General features: G+C 58.6%; 17 protein-coding genes and 2 pseudogenes. 8 read left to right on the top strand and 11 right to left on the bottom strand.

The window, feature by feature from the left end; genetic code table 11:
* Positions 1–43: 43 nt before the first annotated feature.
* From rhtC to pldA, 3 genes are all read right to left on the bottom strand, one after another.
* Positions 44–664, bottom strand: coding sequence for a threonine export protein RhtC (rhtC, locus tag AAHB66_RS22640; RefSeq protein ID WP_347114665.1), 621 nt, complete (start codon positions 662–664; stop codon positions 44–46).
* Between the two features lie 62 nt (positions 665–726).
* Complete coding sequence (gene recQ, locus AAHB66_RS22645) at positions 727–2556, bottom strand: ATP-dependent DNA helicase RecQ (protein ID WP_347114666.1); 1830 nt, start codon at positions 2554–2556, stop codon at positions 727–729.
* Between the two features lie 91 nt (positions 2557–2647).
* Complete coding sequence (gene pldA, locus AAHB66_RS22650; RefSeq protein ID WP_347114667.1) at positions 2648–3508, bottom strand: phospholipase A; 861 nt, start codon at positions 3506–3508, stop codon at positions 2648–2650.
* A 159-nt stretch (positions 3509–3667) separates the two neighbouring features.
* Here pldA and yigI point away from each other — a divergent pair, with 159 nt between their 5' ends.
* Both yigI and rarD read left to right on the top strand, forming a co-directional pair.
* A complete protein-coding gene (gene yigI, locus AAHB66_RS22655; protein ID WP_347114668.1) occupies positions 3668–4135 on the top strand; it encodes an acyl-CoA thioesterase YigI in 468 nt (155 codons plus the stop codon).
* 52 nt (positions 4136–4187) lie between these two features.
* On the top strand, positions 4188–5084 hold the full coding sequence (rarD, locus tag AAHB66_RS22660; protein ID WP_347114669.1) for an EamA family transporter RarD: 897 nt from the start codon (positions 4188–4190) through the stop codon (positions 5082–5084).
* A 78-nt stretch (positions 5085–5162) separates the two neighbouring features.
* Here rarD and corA read toward each other — a convergent pair whose 3' ends face one another.
* The 7 genes and pseudogenes from corA to AAHB66_RS22695 all read right to left on the bottom strand — a co-directional run bounded on the left by corA (position 5163) and on the right by AAHB66_RS22695 (position 12118).
* The gene (corA, locus tag AAHB66_RS22665; RefSeq protein WP_032615131.1) at positions 5163–6113 is read right to left on the bottom strand and encodes a magnesium/cobalt transporter CorA; all 951 of its coding nucleotides are present in this window, start codon (positions 6111–6113) and stop codon (positions 5163–5165) included.
* 354 nt (positions 6114–6467) lie between these two features.
* Positions 6468–8630, bottom strand: a complete 2163-nt coding sequence (uvrD, locus tag AAHB66_RS22670; RefSeq protein ID WP_347114670.1) for a DNA helicase II — start codon at positions 8628–8630, stop codon at positions 6468–6470.
* A gap of 107 nt (positions 8631–8737) precedes the next feature.
* A complete protein-coding gene (yigB, locus tag AAHB66_RS22675; RefSeq protein ID WP_347116547.1) occupies positions 8738–9454 on the bottom strand; it encodes a 5-amino-6-(5-phospho-D-ribitylamino)uracil phosphatase YigB in 717 nt (238 codons plus the stop codon).
* Positions 9455–9457: 3 nt separating this feature from the next.
* A pseudogene (gene xerC, locus AAHB66_RS22680) lies at positions 9458–10357 on the bottom strand (tyrosine recombinase XerC); the annotation flags it as partial.
* Complete coding sequence (locus tag AAHB66_RS22685; RefSeq protein ID WP_347114671.1) at positions 10354–11061, bottom strand: DUF484 domain-containing protein; 708 nt, start codon at positions 11059–11061, stop codon at positions 10354–10356. The pseudogene xerC and the gene AAHB66_RS22685, both read right to left, overlap by 4 nt.
* Positions 11058–11882 carry a diaminopimelate epimerase gene (dapF, locus tag AAHB66_RS22690; RefSeq protein ID WP_347114672.1) on the bottom strand — a complete coding sequence of 275 codons (825 nt, stop codon included), beginning with the start codon at positions 11880–11882 and terminating at the stop codon, positions 11058–11060. The genes AAHB66_RS22685 and dapF overlap by 4 nt, the downstream gene beginning before the upstream one ends.
* A 32-nt stretch (positions 11883–11914) precedes the next feature.
* The gene (locus AAHB66_RS22695; RefSeq protein WP_106995931.1) at positions 11915–12118 is read right to left on the bottom strand and encodes a lipoprotein; all 204 of its coding nucleotides are present in this window, start codon (positions 12116–12118) and stop codon (positions 11915–11917) included.
* A 139-nt stretch (positions 12119–12257) separates the two neighbouring features.
* On the opposite strand from AAHB66_RS22695, the gene cyaY reads away from it, so the two are divergent.
* Positions 12258–12578 carry an iron donor protein CyaY gene (gene cyaY / locus AAHB66_RS22700; RefSeq protein WP_156264857.1) on the top strand — a complete coding sequence of 107 codons (321 nt, stop codon included), beginning with the start codon at positions 12258–12260 and terminating at the stop codon, positions 12576–12578.
* Positions 12579–12666: 88 nt separating this feature from the next.
* Here the strand turns inward: cyaY and cyaA are convergent, their stop codons facing one another.
* Positions 12667–15210, bottom strand: a complete 2544-nt coding sequence (cyaA, locus tag AAHB66_RS22705; protein ID WP_347114673.1) for a class I adenylate cyclase — start codon at positions 15208–15210, stop codon at positions 12667–12669.
* A gap of 344 nt (positions 15211–15554) precedes the next feature.
* Here cyaA and hemC point away from each other — a divergent pair, with 344 nt between their 5' ends.
* The 5 genes and pseudogenes from hemC (at position 15555) to AAHB66_RS22730 (ending at position 21013) form a co-directional block, all read left to right on the top strand.
* A complete protein-coding gene (gene hemC, locus AAHB66_RS22710) occupies positions 15555–16496 on the top strand; it encodes a hydroxymethylbilane synthase (protein ID WP_347114674.1) in 942 nt (313 codons plus the stop codon).
* On the top strand, positions 16493–17233 hold the full coding sequence (gene hemD / locus AAHB66_RS22715; RefSeq protein WP_347114675.1) for a uroporphyrinogen-III synthase: 741 nt from the start codon (positions 16493–16495) through the stop codon (positions 17231–17233). The genes hemC and hemD overlap by 4 nt, the downstream gene beginning before the upstream one ends.
* A gap of 21 nt (positions 17234–17254) precedes the next feature.
* Positions 17255–18446: pseudogene (gene hemX, locus AAHB66_RS22720) on the top strand (uroporphyrinogen-III C-methyltransferase).
* Between the two features lie 2 nt (positions 18447–18448).
* On the top strand, positions 18449–19648 hold the full coding sequence (gene hemY, locus AAHB66_RS22725; protein ID WP_347114676.1) for a protoheme IX biogenesis protein HemY: 1200 nt from the start codon (positions 18449–18451) through the stop codon (positions 19646–19648).
* Between the two features lie 159 nt (positions 19649–19807).
* Positions 19808–21013 carry an MFS transporter gene (locus AAHB66_RS22730; RefSeq protein ID WP_347114677.1) on the top strand — a complete coding sequence of 402 codons (1206 nt, stop codon included), beginning with the start codon at positions 19808–19810 and terminating at the stop codon, positions 21011–21013.
* Positions 21014–21464: the final 451 nt, after the last annotated feature.

Below are 21464 nucleotides of genomic sequence, written 5' to 3' on the forward strand. Positions count from 1 at the left end.
GATGGCGCTACGCTTATCCGGCCTACGATTAGCCTTCCCCTCTTTATCGGGACAGGATCAGGTGAATGCCGAAGCCGGTGAATAACGCGCCGGCAACGCCGTCAATCCACTTCGCCAGACGCTGATACCCGCGACGCATCGACGGCAACGCAAACAGGCTCGCTACCACCGTGAACCAGGCGAAGGTTTCCAGCACGATCAGCAGGAAAATGCCCCAGCGCGCGCCGGCCCCGACGTCTTCACCCACGAACAGTGAAAATACCGAGCCGAAATAGATAATCGCTTTTGGATTGGCGAGGTTGGTCAGCAGCCCTTTCACAAAGCTACGCCCGCTGGCCGCCAGCTCCATTTTTGGCTCAGGCGCCGCGCGGTCCTCTTTCCTGAACGCCCCACGCAGCATCTGATAGCCCATCCAGCACAGATACAGACCGCCGCCGACCATAATGATGTTGTGCAGCCACGCCATTTTTTCGAGGATCAGGTTCAGGCCCAGCAACGCCACGGCAGCCCAGACCATGACGCCAAGGGTAATGCCCAGCACGCCCATCATCGCCTCTTTGCGGGAGCGGCTCACCGCCGTCTGGGAGACGAAGAAAAAGTCAGGGCCAGGGCTCATGAGCGCCACAATATGCACCAGCGCCACGGTCAGAAACAGGGTTAACATATTTAACTCGCGGGGAAATAGTTCAGGGAGTCATCATCCTGGCACTTTTTTTGCCGGGCTGACTACTCCTCATCATCACCATCCGTATGGGAACGGATCAGCGCCATAAACTCCTTACCAAAACGCTCCAGCTTACGCGTGCCGACGCCGTTAACGCTGAGCATTTCGCTGGCGCTGAGCGGCATCTGCTCGGCCATCTCAATCAGCGTCGCGTCGTTAAACACCACGTATGGCGGGATATTCTCTTCATCGGCGATGGCTTTGCGCAGCTTACGCAGCTTGGCAAACAGCTTGCGATCGTAGTTGCCGCCGTAGGATTTCTGCATCACCCGCGGTTTCAGCGCCACCACGCGCGGCACGGCGAGCTGCAGCTCCACGACGCCGCGCAGCACCGGGCGGGCGGCTTCGGTGAGCTGCAGCGCAGAGTGCTGGGCGATGTTCTGGGTCGCAAAGCCGAGGTGAATGAGCTGACGGATGACGCTCACCCAGTGCTCATGGCTCTGATCGCGACCAATGCCGTAGACCGGCAGCTTGTCATGGCCCATCTCGCGGATACGCTGATTGTTGGCCCCGCGCAGCACTTCCACCACATAGCCCATGCCGAAGCGCTGGTTAACGCGGCCAATGGTGGAGAGCGCCTTACGCGCGTCCATCAGCCCATCGTACTGTTTCGGCGGATCGAGGCAGATATCGCAGTTACCGCACGACTCCTGACGCCCCTCGCCAAAATAGTTAAGCAGCACCAGGCGGCGGCAGGTTTGCGCTTCGGCAAAGGCCCCCATCGCGTTGAGCTTGTGGCGCTCGATATCCTGCAACGGCCCCTGCGGTTTCTCCTCGAGGCAGCGGCGCAGCCAGGCCATATCGGCCGGATCGTAAAACAGCATCGCCTCGGCGGGGAGGCCATCACGCCCGGCGCGCCCCGTCTCCTGATAGTAGGATTCGATATTGCGCGGAATGTCGAAGTGCACCACAAAGCGCACGTTCGGCTTGTTGATACCCATGCCAAAGGCGACGGTTGCCACCACGATTTGCAGGTCGTCGCGCTGGAACTTCTCCTGCACCTCGGCGCGAATGTGGTTTTCCAGCCCGGCATGGTAGGCCGCAGCGCTGAAACCCCGGCTCTGCAGACGCGCGGCGGTGTCTTCCACCTTCGCCCGGCTGTTGCAGTAGATAATGCCCGACTTACCGCGCTGCTCCTGGACATAGCGCAGCAGCTGATCCAGCGGCTTGAATTTCTCCATCAGCATATAGCGGATATTCGGGCGGTCGAAGCTGCTGACCTGGATCAGCGGATCGTTAAGCCCCAGCAGGCGCACGATATCCTGGCGGGTAGTGTCGTCGGCGGTCGCGGTGAGCGCCATAAACGGCAGCTCGGGGAAGCGCTGGCGCAGCTGACCGAGGGCAGCATACTCCGGACGGAAATCATGGCCCCACTGGGAAATACAGTGCGCTTCATCCACCGCCAGCAGCACCGGGTTCCAGTGCGCCAGATGCTCAAGGAAGTTATCCAGCATCAGGCGTTCCGGGGCGATATACAGCAGACGCACCTGTCCGGTACGGCACCCGGCCATCACCTCCTGCTGCTGCTCGCGGGTTTGGGTGGAGTTGATACAGGCCGCCGCCACGCCGTTCGCCAGCAGCTGGTCGACCTGATCTTTCATCAGCGAGATCAGCGGTGATACCACCACCGTCAGGCCGTTCAATACCAGCGCGGGAACCTGATAGCACAGCGATTTCCCGCCGCCGGTGGGCATGACCACAAGACAGTCACGGCCCGCAAGGGCGGTGTTAATGATGGTTTCCTGGCCCGGGCGGAACTGCTGGTAGCCAAAGGTTTCATGCAAAACCTGTTTAGCCAGCAACTCCTGATTTACGACTTCCGCCTGCACCACATCAACCCCATTTGCCTGAAATAAAAACAGGCGCTATTTTCAGCGCCTGCGAGAGAAACTTCAACGTTTAAGACAAAAACATTCGAGGAGGCTAGAAAAGATCGTTCAGCATCACGCCCACGCCGACGCGGGTCTGGTTGAAGTTGTAGTCGATCAGCGATTCGCCGTAACCGCTGTAGACCTGGGTATAGAGACGAACATGTTTGGTCAGCGGGTAGCTGACGCCCATCTCCGCGCCGCCGTAGCCGGTGTTCCAGTTATACTGCCCCTTCACGCTCAGCACCGCTTCGCCCAGCTGATAGCCCACCCGCAGCTGGTAGTAGCCCATGTATTTGGTGATATCCGGGTTATCGTCGGTGTTGCCCACCACGTACCAGGGCTTTACCTCCACCAGCCAGTTGCCGTTCTGCGCCATCAGGCGGGTATAGAGACGGTTCCAGCTGCGTGACGTCGGGTCGGAGCGGCCGTTCGACATGTGGTTGTAGCCAAACTCCACGTCCCGCAGCGTCCAGCCCGCCAGCGAGTAATCGGTGGCAAAGCCGAGGAACAGCTGCGGCTCATAGTTGGTTTCACGAAACGGCGAGGATTCATCGCTGTTCGACAGCTGCCACCACGACCTCTGCGTGTAGGAGCCACCCAGAATCGAATTCGGCCCCAGAATGCCGCGCCATAACGGGAAGGCGAGGCTCAGCTGGAACTTCACCTCATCCTTTTGCGAATCGTCGGCCCAGTCATAGGTGCGGATCGCCTCTTTATTGAGGTCGCTGGTGGCGGTGTAGATAAGGTAGTTGCTGTCATAGGGATAGAGCGTAAAAGGATTATCGTGCTCTTCCAACAGGTTAGCGATGATGCTGCCGCGCACGGCAGGCACCTCCTGAGTTGCCGCGTCCTGCGCCAATGCCACAGAGGGCAGCGTAACCGCCGCCAGGAACCCGGCCTGATATATCCGCATCGGTGATGCTCTCCTGCGAAATTGTTTTAATGAATAGTTATGGTTTATTCATTCTACAGAATTAATGATTAACTGCTTATATCCGGGTTCTGAAAGTAGAAATTCACACTAATGAGGCATAAAATCAACAGCCTTTTAACAATAAGGATGTGACGCGCTATGTCTGCCACGCTTACTGCCGAAGAAGCCCTGAAGCTTGTCGGTGAGATCTTCGTCTACCATATGCCGTTCAACCGTGCGCTGGGGCTCGAGCTGGAGCGTTACGAGAAAGATTTTGCCCAGCTGAGCTTTAACAACCAGCCGATGATGGTCGGTAACTGGGCGCAAAGCATTCTCCACGGCGGGGTGATCGCCTCTGCCCTCGACGTTGCCGCCGGGCTGGTCTGCGTCGGCAGCACCCTGACCCGCCACGACACCATCAACGAAGACGAGCTGCGCCAGCGCCTGTCGCGGATGGGCACCATCGATCTGCGCGTCGATTATCTGCGCCCCGGTCGCGGGAATCGCTTTACCGCCAGCAGCAGCCTGCTGCGGGCAGGCAATAAAGTCGCGGTCGCGCGCGTCGAGCTGCATAACGAGGATAAGGTTTATATCGCCAGCGCAACCGCCACTTATATGGTGGGTTGAGAAGGTAAAATCGGGTAAAATTGCGTTACTTTTTTTGTAACGGATTTTCCTGATGGATGCTAAACAGACGCGGCAGGGCGTTTTACTCGCACTTGCCGCTTATTTTATCTGGGGTATCGCGCCCGCCTACTTCAAGCTGATTCACTACGTCCCCGCTGACGAAATTCTTACCCACCGCGTGATCTGGTCGTTTTTCTTTATGGTGGCGCTGATGAGCGTAAGCCGTCAGTGGTCGGGGGTGAAAACGCTCCTGCAAACGCCAAAGAAAATTTTCCTGCTGGCGCTGTCTGCCGTGTTGATTGGCGGCAACTGGCTGCTGTTCATCTGGGCGGTTAACAACCAGCATATGCTGGAGGCGAGCCTCGGCTACTTCATTAACCCGCTGGTGAATATCGTGCTGGGGATGCTGTTTCTCGGCGAGCGCTTCCGCCGGATGCAGTGGCTGGCGGTGTTCCTCGCCCTCTGCGGCGTGCTGGTTCAGCTCTGGACCTTCGGCTCGCTGCCGGTGATCGCCCTGGGGCTGGCGTTCAGCTTCGCCTTCTATGGCCTGGTGCGTAAGAAAATCGCCGTGGAAGCACAAACCGGGATGCTGTTTGAAACCCTGTGGCTGCTGCCGGTGGCCGCGATTTACCTGTTCGGCATTGCCGACAGCAGCACCAGCCATATGGGCAGTAACCCGTGGTCACTGAATCTGATGCTGATAGCGGCCGGTGTGGTCACCACTATCCCGCTGCTGTGCTTTACCGGTGCGGCAACGCGTCTGCGCCTGTCGACGCTGGGCTTTTTCCAGTACATCGGTCCGACGCTGATGTTCCTGCTGGCGGTGCTGTTCTACGGCGAAGTGCCGGGTGCGGATAAGATGGTGACCTTTGCCTTTATCTGGGTGGCGCTGGCGGTGTTTGTGGCGGATGCGATTTATACCCAGCGCAGGACGCGCAAAGGATTGTAGTGTTGCCCTCACCCTCTCCCACAGGGAGAGGGAACCCGATCGTAGGCCCGGTAAGCGTAGCGCCACCGGGCGCAACCATCAAAGCCAGTTGCGGCGCTTAAAGTAGAGATACGGCGCGAGACCGGCGAGCACCATAAAGACAATCGCCCCCGGATAACCAAAGCTCCATTTCAGCTCCGGCATAAACTCAAAGTTCATCCCGTAGCTGGAGGCCACCAGCGTAGGCGGCAGGAACACCACCGAGACCACCGAGAAGATCTTGATGATGCGGTTCTGCTCAATGTTGATAAAGCCCATCGCCGCCTGCATCAGGAAGTTCACCTTCTGGAACAGGGATTCGTTGTGCGGCAGCAGGGATTCGATATCGCGCAGGATCTCACGCGCCTGCTCCAGCTGACCGCCCGGCAGACGCGCCTTGCGCACCAGGAAGTTCAACGCGCGCTGGGTATCCATCAGACACAGACGCACCTTCCAGCCGATATCTTCCAGCTCCGCCAGGGTCGACAGCGCTTCGTCGTACTCATCGCCCTGATGGCCTTCCATGATCACCCGGCTCAGCTCTTCCAGATCGCTGTAGATGTTCTCAATCTCGTCCGCCAGCTGTTCGATTTTGGTTTCGAACAGGTCAAGCAGCAGCTCATAGGCATTGCCGTCCACCATCGCCTGGCTACGGGCGCGCATGCGGTAGAGACGGAACGCGGGCAGTTCACGCTCACGCAGGGTAAACAGGCGGCCATCGCGAATGGTGAATGCGACAGTGGAGTTACCGGCGTGATCTTCCGCATCTTCGAAGAAGAAAAAGGAGTGGATGTGCAGACCGTCTTCGTCTTCGAAGAAACGGGCCGATGCCTCGATGTCTTCCAGTTCCGGGCGGGTGGCCAGGCTTTGTCCGAGCTCAGATTGTACGCGCAGGCGTTCGTCGTCGTCCGGCTCGACCAGATCCACCCAAACGGCATCAATGAGGGGTTGTGACTCTTCAGCTTCAAGCCGAATCAGTCGGTTCTTTTCCAGTTGAAATGCGCTCAGCATGACCGGGACTCCCAATGCAAAAAATATCGGACAGTTCGGTGGGCACACAGAAACAAATTGGGTTTCAGACCATTAAACAGCCTGACTCAGCGCGACGGGAATAACTGTCGCTGACAACCACTAAGGGCATCAGCGTGAGGAGATAGCCTTAGGAGTTGTTCCTGGATGACAGGGAATTGAGCCAGCATCTACTGGGTGTGTCCAAGGCGAATGTCCTCTTAGCGTAATCGTGCGCGCATGTTACGCCAGCAGTCACAGCGGCGTCAACACGCAACGAAACGCTGAAGAACTTTAAATGCCCTTCAGCGTTTAAGCCTGGCAGCTTATTAAAAAATAGTGATATTTTTCGGAAAGTTACACTGCTTCCAGCCGGGCATAAGCGGCCACCAGCCATTTGATCCCCTGCCCCTGGAACGCCACCTGCAGACGGCTGTGTTCCCCGCTGCCTTCGAGGTTCACAATCGTGCCTTCCCCGAATTTGGCGTGGCGCACGCGCTGGCCGAGTTTGAATCCGCTGTCGTTTTCCGAGATCGGCGCACCCAGACGCTGATGGCTGACCGGGCGGCTGATGCTGGCCCGCAGACGGACCTCTTCCACGCACTCTTCCGGCAGTTCACCAACAAAACGCGACGGGCGGTGGTAAACCTCTTTGCCGTACAGACGACGGGTTTCCGCATAGGTCAGGGTCAGCTTTTGCATCGCGCGGGTCACGCCGACGTAGGCCAGACGACGTTCTTCTTCAAGACGCCCGCCCTCATCCAGCGACATCTGGCTCGGGAACATCCCCTCCTCCATGCCGACGATAAACACCTGCGGGAACTCCAGCCCTTTGGCCGAGTGCAGGGTCATCAACTGGACGGCGTCCTGCCAGGTGTCGGCCTGCCCTTCGCCCGCTTCCAGCGCGGCATGGGACAGGAACGCCTGCAGCGGCATCAGGTCCTCATCTTCTTCGTTGTAGCTGAACTGGCGCGTCGCCGTCACCAGCTCCTCTAAGTTCTCGATACGGGTCTGACCCTTCTCGCCCTTCTCCTGCTCGTACATCATGCGCAGGCCGGAGTCTTTGATTACCCGGTCGGTCTGAACGTGCAGCGGCATGTCGGCGGTTTCCTGCGCCAGGGCTTCAATCAGCTCCAGGAAGCGCTGTAGGGCGCTGGCCGCACGTCCGGCGAGGACCTTCTCCTGCAGCAGTTCGCGACACGCCTGCCACAGGGTCAGCTGGCGGTCGCGGGAGGTCTGGCGCACCACGTCGAGGGTACGATCGCCGATGCCGCGCGTTGGCGTGTTGACCACGCGCTCAAAGGCCGCGTCGTCGTTACGGTTGGCAATCAGGCGCAGATAGGAGAGCGCGTCTTTGATTTCCTGGCGTTCGAAGAAGCGCATCCCGCCATAGATGCGGTACGGCATGCTCGCCTGCAGCAGCGCCTCTTCCAGCACGCGCGACTGGGCGTTGCTGCGGTAGAGAATGGCGCACTTCTCCAGCGCGCCGCCGTTGTCCTGCCAGGTTTTGATCCGGTTAACCACGAAGCGGGCTTCGTCCAGCTCATTGAAGGCGCAGTAGAGCGAGATCGGCTCGCCGTCGATGCCCTCGGTCCACAGCTTTTTACCCAGACGCCCGTTGTTGTTTTCAATCAGGGCGTTGGCCGCGCTCAGAATGTTGTTGGTGGAGCGGTAGTTCTGCTCCAGGCGGATAGTTTCTGCGCCAGGGAAGTCTTTCAGGAAGCGCTGAATGTTCTCCACCTGGGCGCCACGCCAGCCGTAGATCGACTGATCGTCATCGCCGACGATCATCACCTTGCTGGAGTCGCCCGCCAGCAGGCGGATCCACGCGTACTGAATGTTGTTGGTATCCTGGAATTCGTCCACCAGGATATTGGTAAAGCGTTCGCGGTAGTGCTGCAGGATATGCGGCTTGTTGAGCCACAGCTCGTGGGCGCGCAGCAGCAGCTCTGCGAAATCTACCAGCCCGGCGCGATCGCAGGCCTCCTGATAGGCCTGATAGACCTTCTGCCAGGTCTGCTCAATCGGGTTGCCAAAGCTCTGGATATGGTGCGGGCGCAGCCCTTCGTCTTTCTGGCTGTTGATGTACCACATTGCCTGACGCGGCGGCCACTGCTTCTCGTCGAGGTTCATGGCCTTGATCAGGCGCTTCAGCAGACGCAGCTGGTCTTCGCTGTCGAGGATCTGGAAATCCTGCGGCAGGTTGGCGTCCAGATGATGCGCACGCAGCAGGCGGTGCGCCAGCCCGTGGAAGGTACCGACCCACATGCCGCCCTGGCTGGTGCCCATCAGCTGGGCGATACGGTGGCGCATTTCCGCCGCCGCTTTGTTGGTGAAGGTCACCGCCATAATTGAGTACGGCGAGCAGTTCTCCACGCTCTGCAGCCAGGCGATACGGTGTACCAGCACGCGTGTCTTACCACTGCCCGCCCCTGCCAGCACCAGCATATTGGTGCGCGTCGCGGCAACCGCGTCACGCTGTTTGTCATTAAGGCTGTCGAGCAGGTAAGAAACGTCCATTGGCACCGTCACGTAGTAATCAGGAACACTGCAAAACGCCCGGTGGCGCTTCGCTTACCGGGCCTACGACTGCAAAACCCTGGTAATTTATACAATAGTACTGATGATTATATCAGCGTGGTGAGGGATGCCAACCGTGAAATTTCGATGTGCGGCAGCAGGCGGCTGTCGGCGGTCTGCATCAGATCGGCCTTTTCCGGCTTAATCCAGCAGGCCTGCATCCCGCAGCGGATCGCGCCGGCGACGTCGGTCGTCAGGTCATCGCCCACGTGCAGGATCTCCCCCAGCGGCAGGCCGAGCTTCTCCGCCGCCAGATGGTACATATCGTTAAAGGGTTTGGAGCGCCCGTGCGGGCCCGCGCGCAGGACAAACTCGAAGTAGTCACCCAAGCCAAACAGCTCCGGCTGGGCGTTGCCATTGGTGATGGCCACCAGCGGCCACTTCTGGCCCAGCTTCGCCAGGGTGTCGTGGGTCTCCTGCGGCACGTCGATACGGCTGCGCCATTGGGCAAAGTGCGCCATCGACGCTTCTGCGCCCAGCGCGGCTTCGGCGGCGGTCAGGCCGGCATTGAGCATCGCCTGCTCAACGGCGCGGCGACGCCACTCGGTGACGTCGTGATAGATTTCCGGCTCGGTTTGCCGTAACGCCTGACGCAGGCGATGAAACTCTTTATTTTCCAGCGTCTTTAACGCCGGATGGTAGTTTTGCACAAACGCCAGTGCTTCCTGCTCGGTACGCAGGATCACCTCGCGGTTGTCGTAAAGGGTGTCATCAAGGTCGAACGTCAGTGCTGAGATGTGGCCTAATGGACGATAAAAACGCATTATTTCCCCCCGTTTGGCGCGTGGATGCGCCGCGTCGTACACCGAGGCAAGGTGTTGAAAATCAAGATGGGTATAGATCTGGGTGGTGGACAAATTGGCGTGGCCCAGCAGCTCCTGCACGCCGCGTAGATCGCCGCTGGACTCCAGCATGTGCGTGGCGAACGAGTGGCGCAGTTTATGCGGATGAACATGGCTGTTCAGCCCCTGCTTGATCCCCCACTCGGCAAAGCGTTTTTGCACGTTACGCGCCGAGATACGCTTCCCGAGCTTTGAGAGGAACAGCGCATCCTCTTCGGTGCCGAACAGGCCGCGCAGATCGAGCCAGTGTTCAATCCACGCCACGGCGTTGCGGCCAATGGGCAGGCGGCGCTCTTTGCTGCCTTTGCCCATTACCCACACTTCGCCGGTGTCCAGATCGAGGTGTTTGATATCGAGGTTCACCAGCTCGGAAAGACGTAGCCCTGCGCCGTACATCACCTCCAGCATCGCCCGATCCCGTACCGCCAGCGGATCGTTGAGATCGATATCCAGCAGGCGGTTAACGTCATCGACATCGATATTTTTCGGCAGGTGGCGCGGCGCTTTCGGCGCGGCGATCCCTTTGGCGGGGTTGGCGTTAAGCTCGCCCTGGCTTACCAGCCAGTCGAAGAAGCTGCGTAGGGCCGACAGACGCAGCGCGAGGCTGGCAGGGCCAAGCCCTTTTCGGCGGCTGCGCACGGCAAAGGTTCGCACCGTGGCGGCGTCACATTGCTGCCAGCTCGTCAGGCCGATCTCGTCGGCCAGCTGCATGATGGCATCAAGCTGACGCTGATAGTTTACCAGTGTGATGGGGCTGAGCTGGCGCTCAACGCCCAGATAGCGCAGAAAACGCGTGACGGCAGGGGCCAGCAGAGCATCCGTCATACGCGTTCGATCCAGCGTTCCAGCAGCTCGGGCAGCATCTGCGCGATCTCCTGGAGCAGCTGCGTCCCTTGTCCCTGCAGATAGTGCTGCGGATCGCGGCTGGTGAACAACATCACCCCGAGATCGCCGTCGCGTCCCATCAGCGACATAGCCACCGAACCGATGGCTTTGGCCTCCGGCAGGACCACCAGCAGCTCCGGACCATTCAGCGGCCCAAGATAGTGGTTCTCACGCCCCATGCGCTGAATGCGCAGCGGCTCAAACGACTGACGCGATAGCGCCAGATGGGTAAAGCTGGAGGGGGGGCTAATGCGCCAGCGGTCCGGGAACAGGCGCAGGGTTGCCCCGGCCAGCCCCAGCTCGCGCGCCCAGCGATGCAGGCGGAGCAAAAATTCGTCCAGGCTGCTGGCCGAGGCCAGTCGCGACTGCAGATGCAGCAGACGATGGAAAAGACCTTCATTACTGGTGGCCTGCTCCATCAGCAGCGAGATGTTCTCTTCCAGATGGTTGATATGGTTGCGCGCGCGCGCCATATGCCATTCGACCAGTGAAACCGTACCGCGGATCGGATGCGGCACGCGCATCTCTTCAACCACGCGGGCATTGCGAATGAAAAACTCAGGATTGCGCAGCAGATAATCAACAACCGCCCGGTCGTCCATCTCCGTCAGCGTTTCCTGCAGTTCTTCTCCTGGTTGTTTCATAGATGGATAAACCCGTCGTAAACTTGTGTCGCCGGGCCCGTCATATACAGCGGCTGACCCGGGCCTTTCCAGGCGATATCAAGACGGCCGCCTGGTAAATCCACGCGTACCTCTTCCGCCAGTAAACCCTGCGCAATCCCCACCGCGACGGCGGCACAGGCACCGCTGCCGCACGCCTGTGTTTCACCTGCCCCGCGTTCATAGACGCGCAGACGGATGTGATCGCGAGTGATGACCTGCATAAATCCAATATTGGCGCGCTCAGGGAAACGTTCATGGCTTTCCAGCACCGGACCGAGCGTCTCAACGGGCGCGGTCGCGACGTCATCAACCTGAATCACGCAGTGCGGGTTCCCCATGGAGACCACGCCGCACAAGACTGTCTGTTCTGCGGCGCGCATGATATAGGTCTTTTCCGCTTTGTTGGCGCGGAACGGCACCTGCGCCGGCTCGAAGTTCGGCTCGCCCATGTTGACCCGTACCAGTTCGTCGTCGGTGACGCTCAGCACCATCCGCCCATTGGCGGTGCTGACGCGGATATCGCGCTTGTTAGTCAGCCCTTTCAGACGGACAAAGCGGGCAAAACAGCGCGCGCCGTTGCCACACTGGGAGACTTCGCTGCCGTCGGCATTGAAAATGCGGTAGTGAAAATCGAGATCCGGATCGTAAGGCGGCTCCACCACCAGCAGCTGATCAAAACCTACCCCGAGGTGCCGATCGGCCAGACGGCGGATCAGCTCCGGCGAAAAGAAGACATTCTGCGTTACCGCGTCGACGACCATAAAATCATTGCCAAGGCCATGCATTTTAGAGAACTGCATTATTTACTCCATTGCGCGGTTCGCAACGCGCGTCAGTAATTCACCTGGCTTGGGCCGCCATTGTCGCCGCGATCGTTACGATCTGGCATGGTGGTTTGTACAGGGCTTTGCGCTTTTTTGGTCGGTGGCGGCGCGGTTTTATCTGCCGGTGGGAAATAGAGCGGCCCTTTCAGACCACAGCCACTCAGGCTAAACAGTGCGAGGAGAACGGCAAGCGTTCCAAAAACGTTTTTCATTATCAGGTTGCCTGTAAGTTCATGCTTTCTGTTTTCTATCATCGCAGGAGAAGGCACAAAAGCAAGAGTTTGCCGCTAACCTGCAACCGGAATTATTTAGCGTTATACTGCCGCCATCACGAAAAACAGGAACAGAACCATGAATGACAGTGAATTCCATCGCCTTGCCGATAACCTGTGGCAAACCATCGAAGAACGCCTTGACGACTGGGATGGCGACAGCGACATCGATTGTGAGATCAACGGCGGCGTACTGACCATCAGCTTTGAAAACGGCAGCAAGATCATTATTAACCGTCAGGAACCGCTTCACCAGGTGTGGCTGGCCACCAAGCAGGGCGGCTACCATTTCGACCTGAAGGGCGACGAGTGGATTTGCGATCGCAGCGGTGAAGCGTTCTGGGATCTGCTTGAGCAGGCCGCGACCGCGCAGTCAGGCGAAGAGGTGAGCTTCCGCTAAGGTTTATTGCCCGGTGGCGCTGCGCTTACCGGGCCTACAACGGCTCGAACCGTAGGCCGGATAAGCAAAGCGCATCCGGCACAGCGGCTCAGGAGAAATACTGCTGCAATAGCGGGGTGTTGGCGTCCTGATTGGCCGGCGCGGCGGCAATCACCTGGGTACGGAACGGAATCACCTGCGCACGGCCATCGACCTTCACAATCTGGTAGAACTGCGGCAGGTTGAAGTTGATAAAGCTTGAACCGTAGGTGAAGCGGTCGTGTGAGGAGGAGTAGAAGCGGCTGACGTCGCGCACCAGCTCCTCTTTGCTGCCTTCACAGTGGTGATACACTTCGGCGCGGTTGGTTTCATCAAGGATATAGATATTGAAACCGGCATCGTCGCCCGACTCTTCAAAGAAGAACTGAATAATCCCTTCGCTGGCAAAGCCATCCACCACCTGCGGCAGTTTAACGTGGTTGGTTTCAACCTGGACCGACAGACCGTGCAGTTTATTGTGCGAAATGGCGCCGTAGAACTCGATGGCGTTTTCCAGCTTCTGCACCGACACGTTGAGACGCTCAAAGAACAGGCCCCAGGTCTGCCCGGAGACGCGCAGCGCTTTGAAGCGCCCGGTTTCCTGACGGGTGCTGGAGAGACGCAGATCGATACACTCGGAGACCAGCTGCTGCACGCGTGTACGGATCAGGCCGCGCAGATGCTGGCTGTAGCAGAAGACCTCAACGCTGTCCGGCGGAGCAGCATCCTGGTGCATCTTGCCGAGAATGGTTTTCAGCGCTTCGATCATCGCCTGCTCGCCGTTGAAGTGCAGAGTACGCACTTCGTTCCACGAGTTGCGGTAGAGCAGATCGACGCTGCCCACCAGGCAGTTTTGCTGCTCGCCAAAGCTGAATACATCCAGCTTACGGAAATCGAAATGCACAACCTGATTGCGGAACGCCGCCGTCGGGTCATATTCCAGGTTGACGATAATCGCCAGATGGCGAATTTCGCACGGGCTGTAGAGCGCTTTCGGCGTCGGGGCAGGCAGACGCAGCGGGAAGTGGTGCGACACATCTGCCACCATCTCCTGCAGCTTGGCGAGATCGACGATCTCATTGCCCTTAATAAACAGGCGGGTACGTGACGTCAGCAGGCCGTTAAACCAGGCCCAGGCCACCAGCTTATTCAGATAGCGGTTATATTCCAGCGGCTGATGGCTGATGATCGAGTCCATGCTCGGCGCACGGTTGTACAGATACCACCCGGTGCGGTTCGCGCGACCCGGCGGCACATAGATAAAGGTCAGGTTTGGTTCAGACAGGTCCGGCGAAATTTGCGGGTTCACCAGCGTCACTTTACCCGGCAGCGCTTCAAACGCGGCGTACAGCTTACGGGTCAGAACACCGATATCCTGCGGGCTGGCGGAAACGCTGAGGTTATTACGACGGGCAAAGCGGATCAGGTTACGGTAGCTCTGCATCATGGCATCGAGCAGCTCGTTGTGCGCTTCACGCACCTGATCGATCTTCCAGTTGGCGCGGTTATCGAGCATCGACAGACGCTCTTCGTCCCATCCCCACTCTTTGACTAATTGACTGACCACTTCACGACGCCAGCCGACGCATGCGCGTTCGCGGCTGAGCTTTTCACAGACTTTGAGGTAGAAACATCGACGGACCAGATCCAGACGGGTCGGATCGTCGATGGCTTTCAGGTATTCGGTGACGCGCTCGAGCATCATGCAGTAGGCATCCAGACCGAAAGAGACAATCTCGCCATCATGCAGACGCTGTTTAATGTCTTTCGCCAGCAGGCGCGGCGTCGGGTATTCCCACGAGTAGGCTTCAAGCAGCAGGGTTTTCAGCACCGCTTTATAGGGGGAATCGATACTTTTATACAGCTGCCACAGGCTCGCACCGAAGTACTCTTCGGCAGACAGCGAGCTCAGGCCGCCCAGATCCAGCCACTCGTTTGGCGTCAGGACCCCCTGGGCGTAGAGCTTCATGACGTAATCGTCGTAATGCTCTTCTTCGTCGCACGGCACCATACTCCAGAGAATACGCTTCCCGGCGAGGCGCACGGCGGTACGGTAAAACTCATCCAGCAACAAGATGTGCTGCGTCGAGCCGCAGTCTTCACCACCCAGACTGCCGCTTTCATTATGGCGGAAACGGTTTTCATCAATCAGGAAGAAGCTTACTTCCACGCCGAGCGAGGCCGCCCAGCTCTCCAGCAGGCTGCATTTACGCTGCAGCAGCTGACGCTCGTCGTTATCGAGCCAGGACTGATGGCAGACCCAGATATCCAGATCCGAAGAACAGCTCTGCCCTACCGAAGAGGTACTGCCCATGGTGTAGAGGCCGGTGATCGGCAGTTCACCTTTCGGGGAATCCTGCGGCGGCATGCCACGGTAGAGCTCAAGCTCTTTCAGGTAGTGTTCTTGGGTTTCATCAGGCGTGAAAAGGCAGATGCCCTTGGGAACGTTACCGTCGAGGTAACCCGGCATCAGTGGGTGGTGATAGTGCAACAATGTCGGCAGAAGACTGTAAACCTGCTGGAAAGCAGGACCCATCGCCGCAAGCGCGCGATCGACACGCAGTTGGTTGATGGCATCCAGTCTCTGTTTCAGAGTCTCAATATAGAGGTACAAGACGTATCGCCTGATGTTCAGAAGGCATTAATCCTCATCAGGACCGAGGATTACGCGTTCACAGTATTTCGAAAGTAACCGTCGCCCTTTTTCGCCCTTATCTTTCTGGTCTCGGAGACGAAAAAATGGTCTAAAACGTGATCAATTTAACACCTTGCCGTTTGACCGTAAAGAAAGATGCGCTACATACAAGTGTAGCACCGTTCTGTACGTGTAAATTCCTGAATACGGCAGCAGGCAACCTCTATCGCTGCCCTGTCCTGAACCCCTCAACGTCCGTAAACCTGACACTCCCAGGACAACAATGTTAGGATGGTCAGTAGATGATTAAGACGGTAACAAGCATGTTAGACAATGTTTTAAGAATTGCCACACGCCAAAGCCCCCTTGCGCTCTGGCAGGCACATTATGTTAAGCAGCGCCTCGAAGCCTGCCATGAAGGCCTGCGCGTTGAGCTGGTGCCGATGGTCACGCGCGGCGATGTCATTCTTGATACACCGCTGGCGAAAGTGGGCGGTAAAGGCCTGTTCGTCAAAGAGCTGGAGCTGGCACTGCTTGAGGATCGCGCCGATATCGCGGTTCACTCCATGAAGGACGTCCCGGTTGATTTCCCCGAGGGGCTGGGGCTGGTCACCATTTGCGAGCGCGAAGATCCGCGTGACGCCTTTGTTTCAAACCGCTACGACTCGCTGGACGCGCTGCCGCAGGGCAGCATCGTTGGCACGTCAAGTTTACGCCGCCAGTGCCAGCTGGCCGAGTCCCGGCCGGACCTGGTTATCCGCTCCCTGCGCGGTAACGTCGGCACCCGTCTCGGCAAGCTCGATAACGGCGAATACGACGCCATCATTCTGGCAGTTGCTGGGCTGAAACGCCTGGGTCTGGAGTCGCGCATTAAGGTGGCGTTACCACCGGAACAGTCGCTGCCGGCCGTCGGTCAGGGCGCGGTAGGCATTGAGTGCCGGCTCGACGATACACGCACCCATGCGCTGCTGGCACCGCTCAATCACGACGAGACGGTAATCCGCGTCAAGGCGGAGCGCGCCATGAACACCCGCCTTGAAGGGGGATGTCAGGTGCCGATTGGCAGCTATGCTGAATTAATTGATGGCGAACTGTGGCTACGTGCGCTGGTTGGCGCGCCGGACGGTTCGCAGATGGTGCGCGGCGAACGCCGTGGCCACCCTCAGGATGCAGAACAGCTGGGTATTTCGCTGGCTGAAGAGCTGCTGAATAACGGTGCCCGTGAAATTCTCACGGAAGTCTATAATGGAGAACCCCCGGCATGAGTATTCTCGTCACCCGCCCTTCTCCCGCTGGAGATGAGTTAGTGAGCCGTCTGCGCACACTCGGGCAGGTGGCGTGGAGCTTTCCGCTGATTGAGTTCTCTCCGGGCCGGGAGCTGTCCCTGCTCGCTGGCCATCTTGCCGCGCTGCAGGCCGATGACATGCTGTTTGCCCTGTCGCAACACGCCGTGGAGTTTGCCCACGCCCGGCTGCAGCAGGACGGCCAGCGCTGGCCGGATGCGCCACGCTATTTCGCCATCGGCAGAACCACCGCCCTGGCGCTGCATACCGAAAGTGGCAAAGACATTCGCTATCCGCTGGATCGGGAAACCAGCGAAGTGTTGCTACAATTACCTGAATTACAAACTGTTGTGGGAAAGCGCATTCTGATTTTGCGCGGCAACGGTGGACGAGAATTGCTGGGCGACACGCTGCGTGAGCGCGGAGCAGAAGTGACATTCTGTGAATGTTATCAACGTTGTAATAAACATTATGACGGTGCAGAAGAGGCGATGCGCTGGCAGTCCCGCGGCGTGACCACTCTGGTGGTGACCAGCGGCGAAATGCTGCAACAGCTCTGGTCGCTGATCCCACAATGTTATCGTGATAACTGGTTACTCCGCTGTCGGCTTCTGGTCGTCAGTGAGCGTCTGGCGAACCTCGCCCGGGAACTGGGCTGGCAAGATATTCGGATCGCTGATAACGCCGACAACGATGCGCTGCTGCGCGCATTACAATAACTCTCATAATGGGAAGCCATAATGACGGAACAAGAAAAATCCTCCGCCGTGGTTGAAGAGACCAGGGAGACTGTGGACACCACGCCACAGCCAGAAACGACAGAGAAGAAGCATGGCAGCAATAAAACCAGTCTGGCGTTAAGCGCGATTGCCATCGCCATTGCGCTGGCCGCAGGCATCGGCCTGTACGGCCTGGTGAAGAAACAAGCCACCAATCAGACCGCCACCAGCGACGCGCTGGTGACCCAGGTTACCGCCCTGCAACAGGCACAGCAGGCGCAGAAAACCGAGCTGGAGGGGGGTGATTAAACAGCAGGCAGCCCAACTGGCCGACGCGAACCGTCAGCAGGCTGAGCTGACGAAGCAACTGGATGAGATGCAGCAAAAAGTGGCGGCCATTTCCGGCACCGACGCCAAAACCTGGCTGCTGGCGCAGGCGGATTTCCTCGTCAAACTGGCCGGGCGTAAGCTGTGGAGCGATCAGGACGTCACCACCGCCGCCGCGCTGCTGAAAAGCGCCGACGCCAGCCTGGGCGACATGAACGACCCGAGCCTTATCACCGCCCGTCGCGCCCTCACCGAAGATATCGCCAGCCTGGCGACCGTTTCGCAGGTGGACTACGACGGCATCATTCTGAAAGTGAATCAGCTGTCGAACCAGATCGATAACCTGCGTCTGGCAGACAATAACGACGACGACTCCCCGATGGATTCCGACAGCAGCGAACTCTCCAGCTCGCTGAGCGAGTGGCGCATCAACCTGCAAAAAAGCTGGCAGAACTTTATGGACAGCTTTATCACCGTGCGCCGTCGCGATGAGACCACCGTACCGCTGTTAGCCCCGAATCAGGACGTCTACCTGCGTGAAAACCTGCGCTCACGCCTGCTGGTGGCCGCCCAGGCGGTGCCTCGCCATCAGGAAGAGACCTACAAGCAGGCGCTGGACAACGTCTCGACCTGGGTGCGTGCCTACTACGATACCGACGATGCCACCACCACGGCCTTCCTCGAAGATGTGGACAAGCTGAGCCAGCAGAACATCACCATGAACGTCCCGGATAAGCTGGCGAGCCAGCCGATTCTGGAGAAGCTGATGCAGACGCGCGTGCGCAACCTGCTGGCACAGCCGGGCGTGGCTGCAGAGCAGACACCTGCTTCTGCTCCGGCTCCGGCTCCGGCTCCGGCCCCTGACAGCGCGCCGCAAGGAGAGTAATTATGTTGAAAGTCCTGTTACTCTTCGCACTGCTGCTCGCCGGGATCGTGCTTGGTCCTATGCTGGCGGGTCATCAGGGTTACGTGCTGATCCAGACCGATAACTACAATATCGAAACCAGCGTCACCGGGCTGGTGATCATTCTGATCCTGGTGATGGTGGCGTTTCTGGCGATCGAATGGATCCTGCGCCGCATCTTCCGTACCGGAGCGCATACCCGCAGCTGGTTTGTCGGCCGCAAGCGCCGCCGCGCCCGCAAGCAGACCGAACAGGCGCTGCTGAAGCTGGCCGAAGGCGACTATCAGCAGGTTGAGAAGCTGATGTCGAAGAACGCCGATCATGCTGAACAACCGGTGGTCAACTATCTGCTGGCAGCCGAAGCCGCCCAGCAGCGCGGCGACGAAGTGCGCGCCAATCAGCATCTGGAGCGCGCCTCCGAACTCGCCGAAAACGATCCGATCCCGGTGGAGATCACCCGGGTGCGTCTGCAGCTGGCGCGGAACGAAAACCATGCCGCCCGTCACGGCGTCGATCGTCTGCTGGAGATTGCCCCGCGTCATCCGGAGGTACTGCGTCTGGCTGAGCAGGCCTATATCCGTACCGGTGCATGGGGCTCGCTGCTGGACATCATCCCGTCGATGGCAAAAGCCGAGGTGGGTGACGATGAACAGCGCGACGACCTGCAACGTCAGGCCTGGATTGGTCTCATGGACCAGGCGCGTGCCGATCAGGGCAGCGATGGCCTGAAGGCCTGGTGGAAAAATCAGAGCCGCAAAACGCGCCAGCAGGTGCCATTGCAGGTAGCGATGGCGGAACACCTGATTGAGTGCGGCGATCACGATACCGCGCAGAGCATCATTCTTGATGGCCTGAAGCGCCAGTATGACGATCGGCTGGTGATGGTGATCCCGCGCCTGAAAACCAATAACCCGGAGCAGATCGAGAAGATGCTTCGCCAGCAGATCAAAACCGTGGGCGATCGGCCGCTGCTGTGGAGCACCCTCGGTCAGTCTCTGGCCAGACATGGCGAATGGAAAGAGGCCAGCCTCGCCTTCCGCGCCGCGTTAAAACAGCGCCCGGATGCGTTTGACTACGCCTGGCTGGCGGATACCCTGGACAAGCTGCATCTGCCAGAGGAGGCCGCCGCGATGCGTCGCGATGGTCTGCTGCTGACGTTGCAGAACAATCCCCCGCAGCAATAATTGCAAAGGAGGCCTGACGGCCTCCTTTTTTATTTGCTACATTCTTTGCATCTTCCTCATGAGACCACCTCCGCCAATGTAACGAACACCTTTCATTAAACATTTTTCCTGCACACGCCTTTCCGGCGTGGACTAAATCGTTTTTGAAAGGATCGTTTCATGAACACGCTTTTGTACGCGCTTTTTTGCGCGCTCCGCAGCCATCGCTGGCTGCGCCTGCTGGCCTGCGCTTTTCTGTTTACCTCTGTGGGGAATGGCTTAACCCAGGTGATGGTCTTTGGCCTGCTGCTGGACTGGCAGGCCCCCGCCTCTCTGCTGACCCTGGCATATTTGTTTGCCACGCTTCCGGGATTTCTGGGCAGCCTCGTCGGGGAGAAGCTCTGTATGCGCTTTTCGCCCATCCGCCTGCTGGTCCTGACCGAGTGGCTGGGTCTGCTCGCCCTGCTGTTTCCCCTGCTGGGTATTCAGTATCACAGCATGGTGGCGCTGCTGGCGGTGCAGTCCACCGAGGCCTTTCTGGCGGGCATGAGCTGGCCCGCGTTGACCCTGCTGTTCCGACGAGGATTATCCGAAGCCGAGCTGCCCGCGGCGACATGCCTGGAGTCGATGATTTTTGCGTCGCAGGTGCTGCTGGGTACCGGGCTGGGTATGGTGTTGTTTCATCATCTGCCCGCCCTGGCCCTGCTGGGGGTCGACGCGCTCACCTTTGTGGGCTCCTTGCTGATGCTGATCCTCGCCGGCAGCGCGTTGCCCTCTCTGGCACCTGAGCAGGCAGCGGAAACCGAAAGACCGGTGGCGGTGCGCTGGCAGGCACTGGCTCCACTGCAAAAACGCAGCCTGTTACTGCTTCCTGCCCTCGCCGCCGTGGGATCGCCCGCTATGGCGCTGCTGCCTGCTCTGGCGCAGCAGATCGAACCGGATGATGCCGCCGGGCTGGCCCTGCCCTTACTCTTTGCCCGCAGCATGGGACAGCTGTGCGGCCCGCTGCTGCTGAAAAGAGAGAGCCTGCCACGCTACGCCGGGCACAACCGACTCCTGCTGACCTGCCTCGGGCTCTTTTTACTCGCCTACGGGACGGTCCCGCTGCTCTCGGGCAGGCAAGCGCTGGGGGTGGTATTTATTGCCCATCTGGCCTCGAACATCGTTTTTGCGGTGGGCACGTTTAGCCTGTTGAGCAGCTTTCAGGCCGGCCAGGTCTCGTCTGCCAGCGGCAAGGCGTGGCGATGGCAAACCGCCAGTGCGTCACTCTTTACCTGCCTCACGGCACTGATTGCTGACGTGTTGGGGCCGCTGCAGGCGCTGTATGGCGTGTCGGGCTGTGCCTTGCTGATGGTGGTGGGGATCCTGACGCGCTACTGCAGATAAGGCATAAAAAAACGCCTGCTAAAAAGCAGGCGTTAAACAGGTCTGTTCGACAACTTGTGGTGCTTCACTCAACGTTGTGCCCATGGTGTTTGATGAGGCCGAAGCGACATCTGTCAGTGGACGATAAGCACCGTAAATGGCTCTGCATCATTCCGGGGTTTATGAGGCGCTAAGGCGAACATAAGAGATGGAATGAGCATCTACACGTATATTATTGCACGCAACATGCCAGGTTTGCACAGGGAAGTTGTCCGATCTCCAACTTTTTAAGATAAAAGGAAATTATGTCAGTTGGGCAGGTTACGGGCGGCAAATTCCCACGGGATCGCGAGCAAAGTGTCTCCTGAAAGCGACACCAGGGCACATAAAGAGATATATTTTTATTTTTCATTGAGTTAAGTGTCACTTATTCACGACAGGCCAGAATATCGCTGTCGGCAATTAGCAACAG

Source organism: Leclercia sp. S52 (genome assembly GCF_039727615.1).
Lineage (GTDB): Bacteria > Pseudomonadota > Gammaproteobacteria > Enterobacterales > Enterobacteriaceae > Enterobacter > Enterobacter adecarboxylatus_B.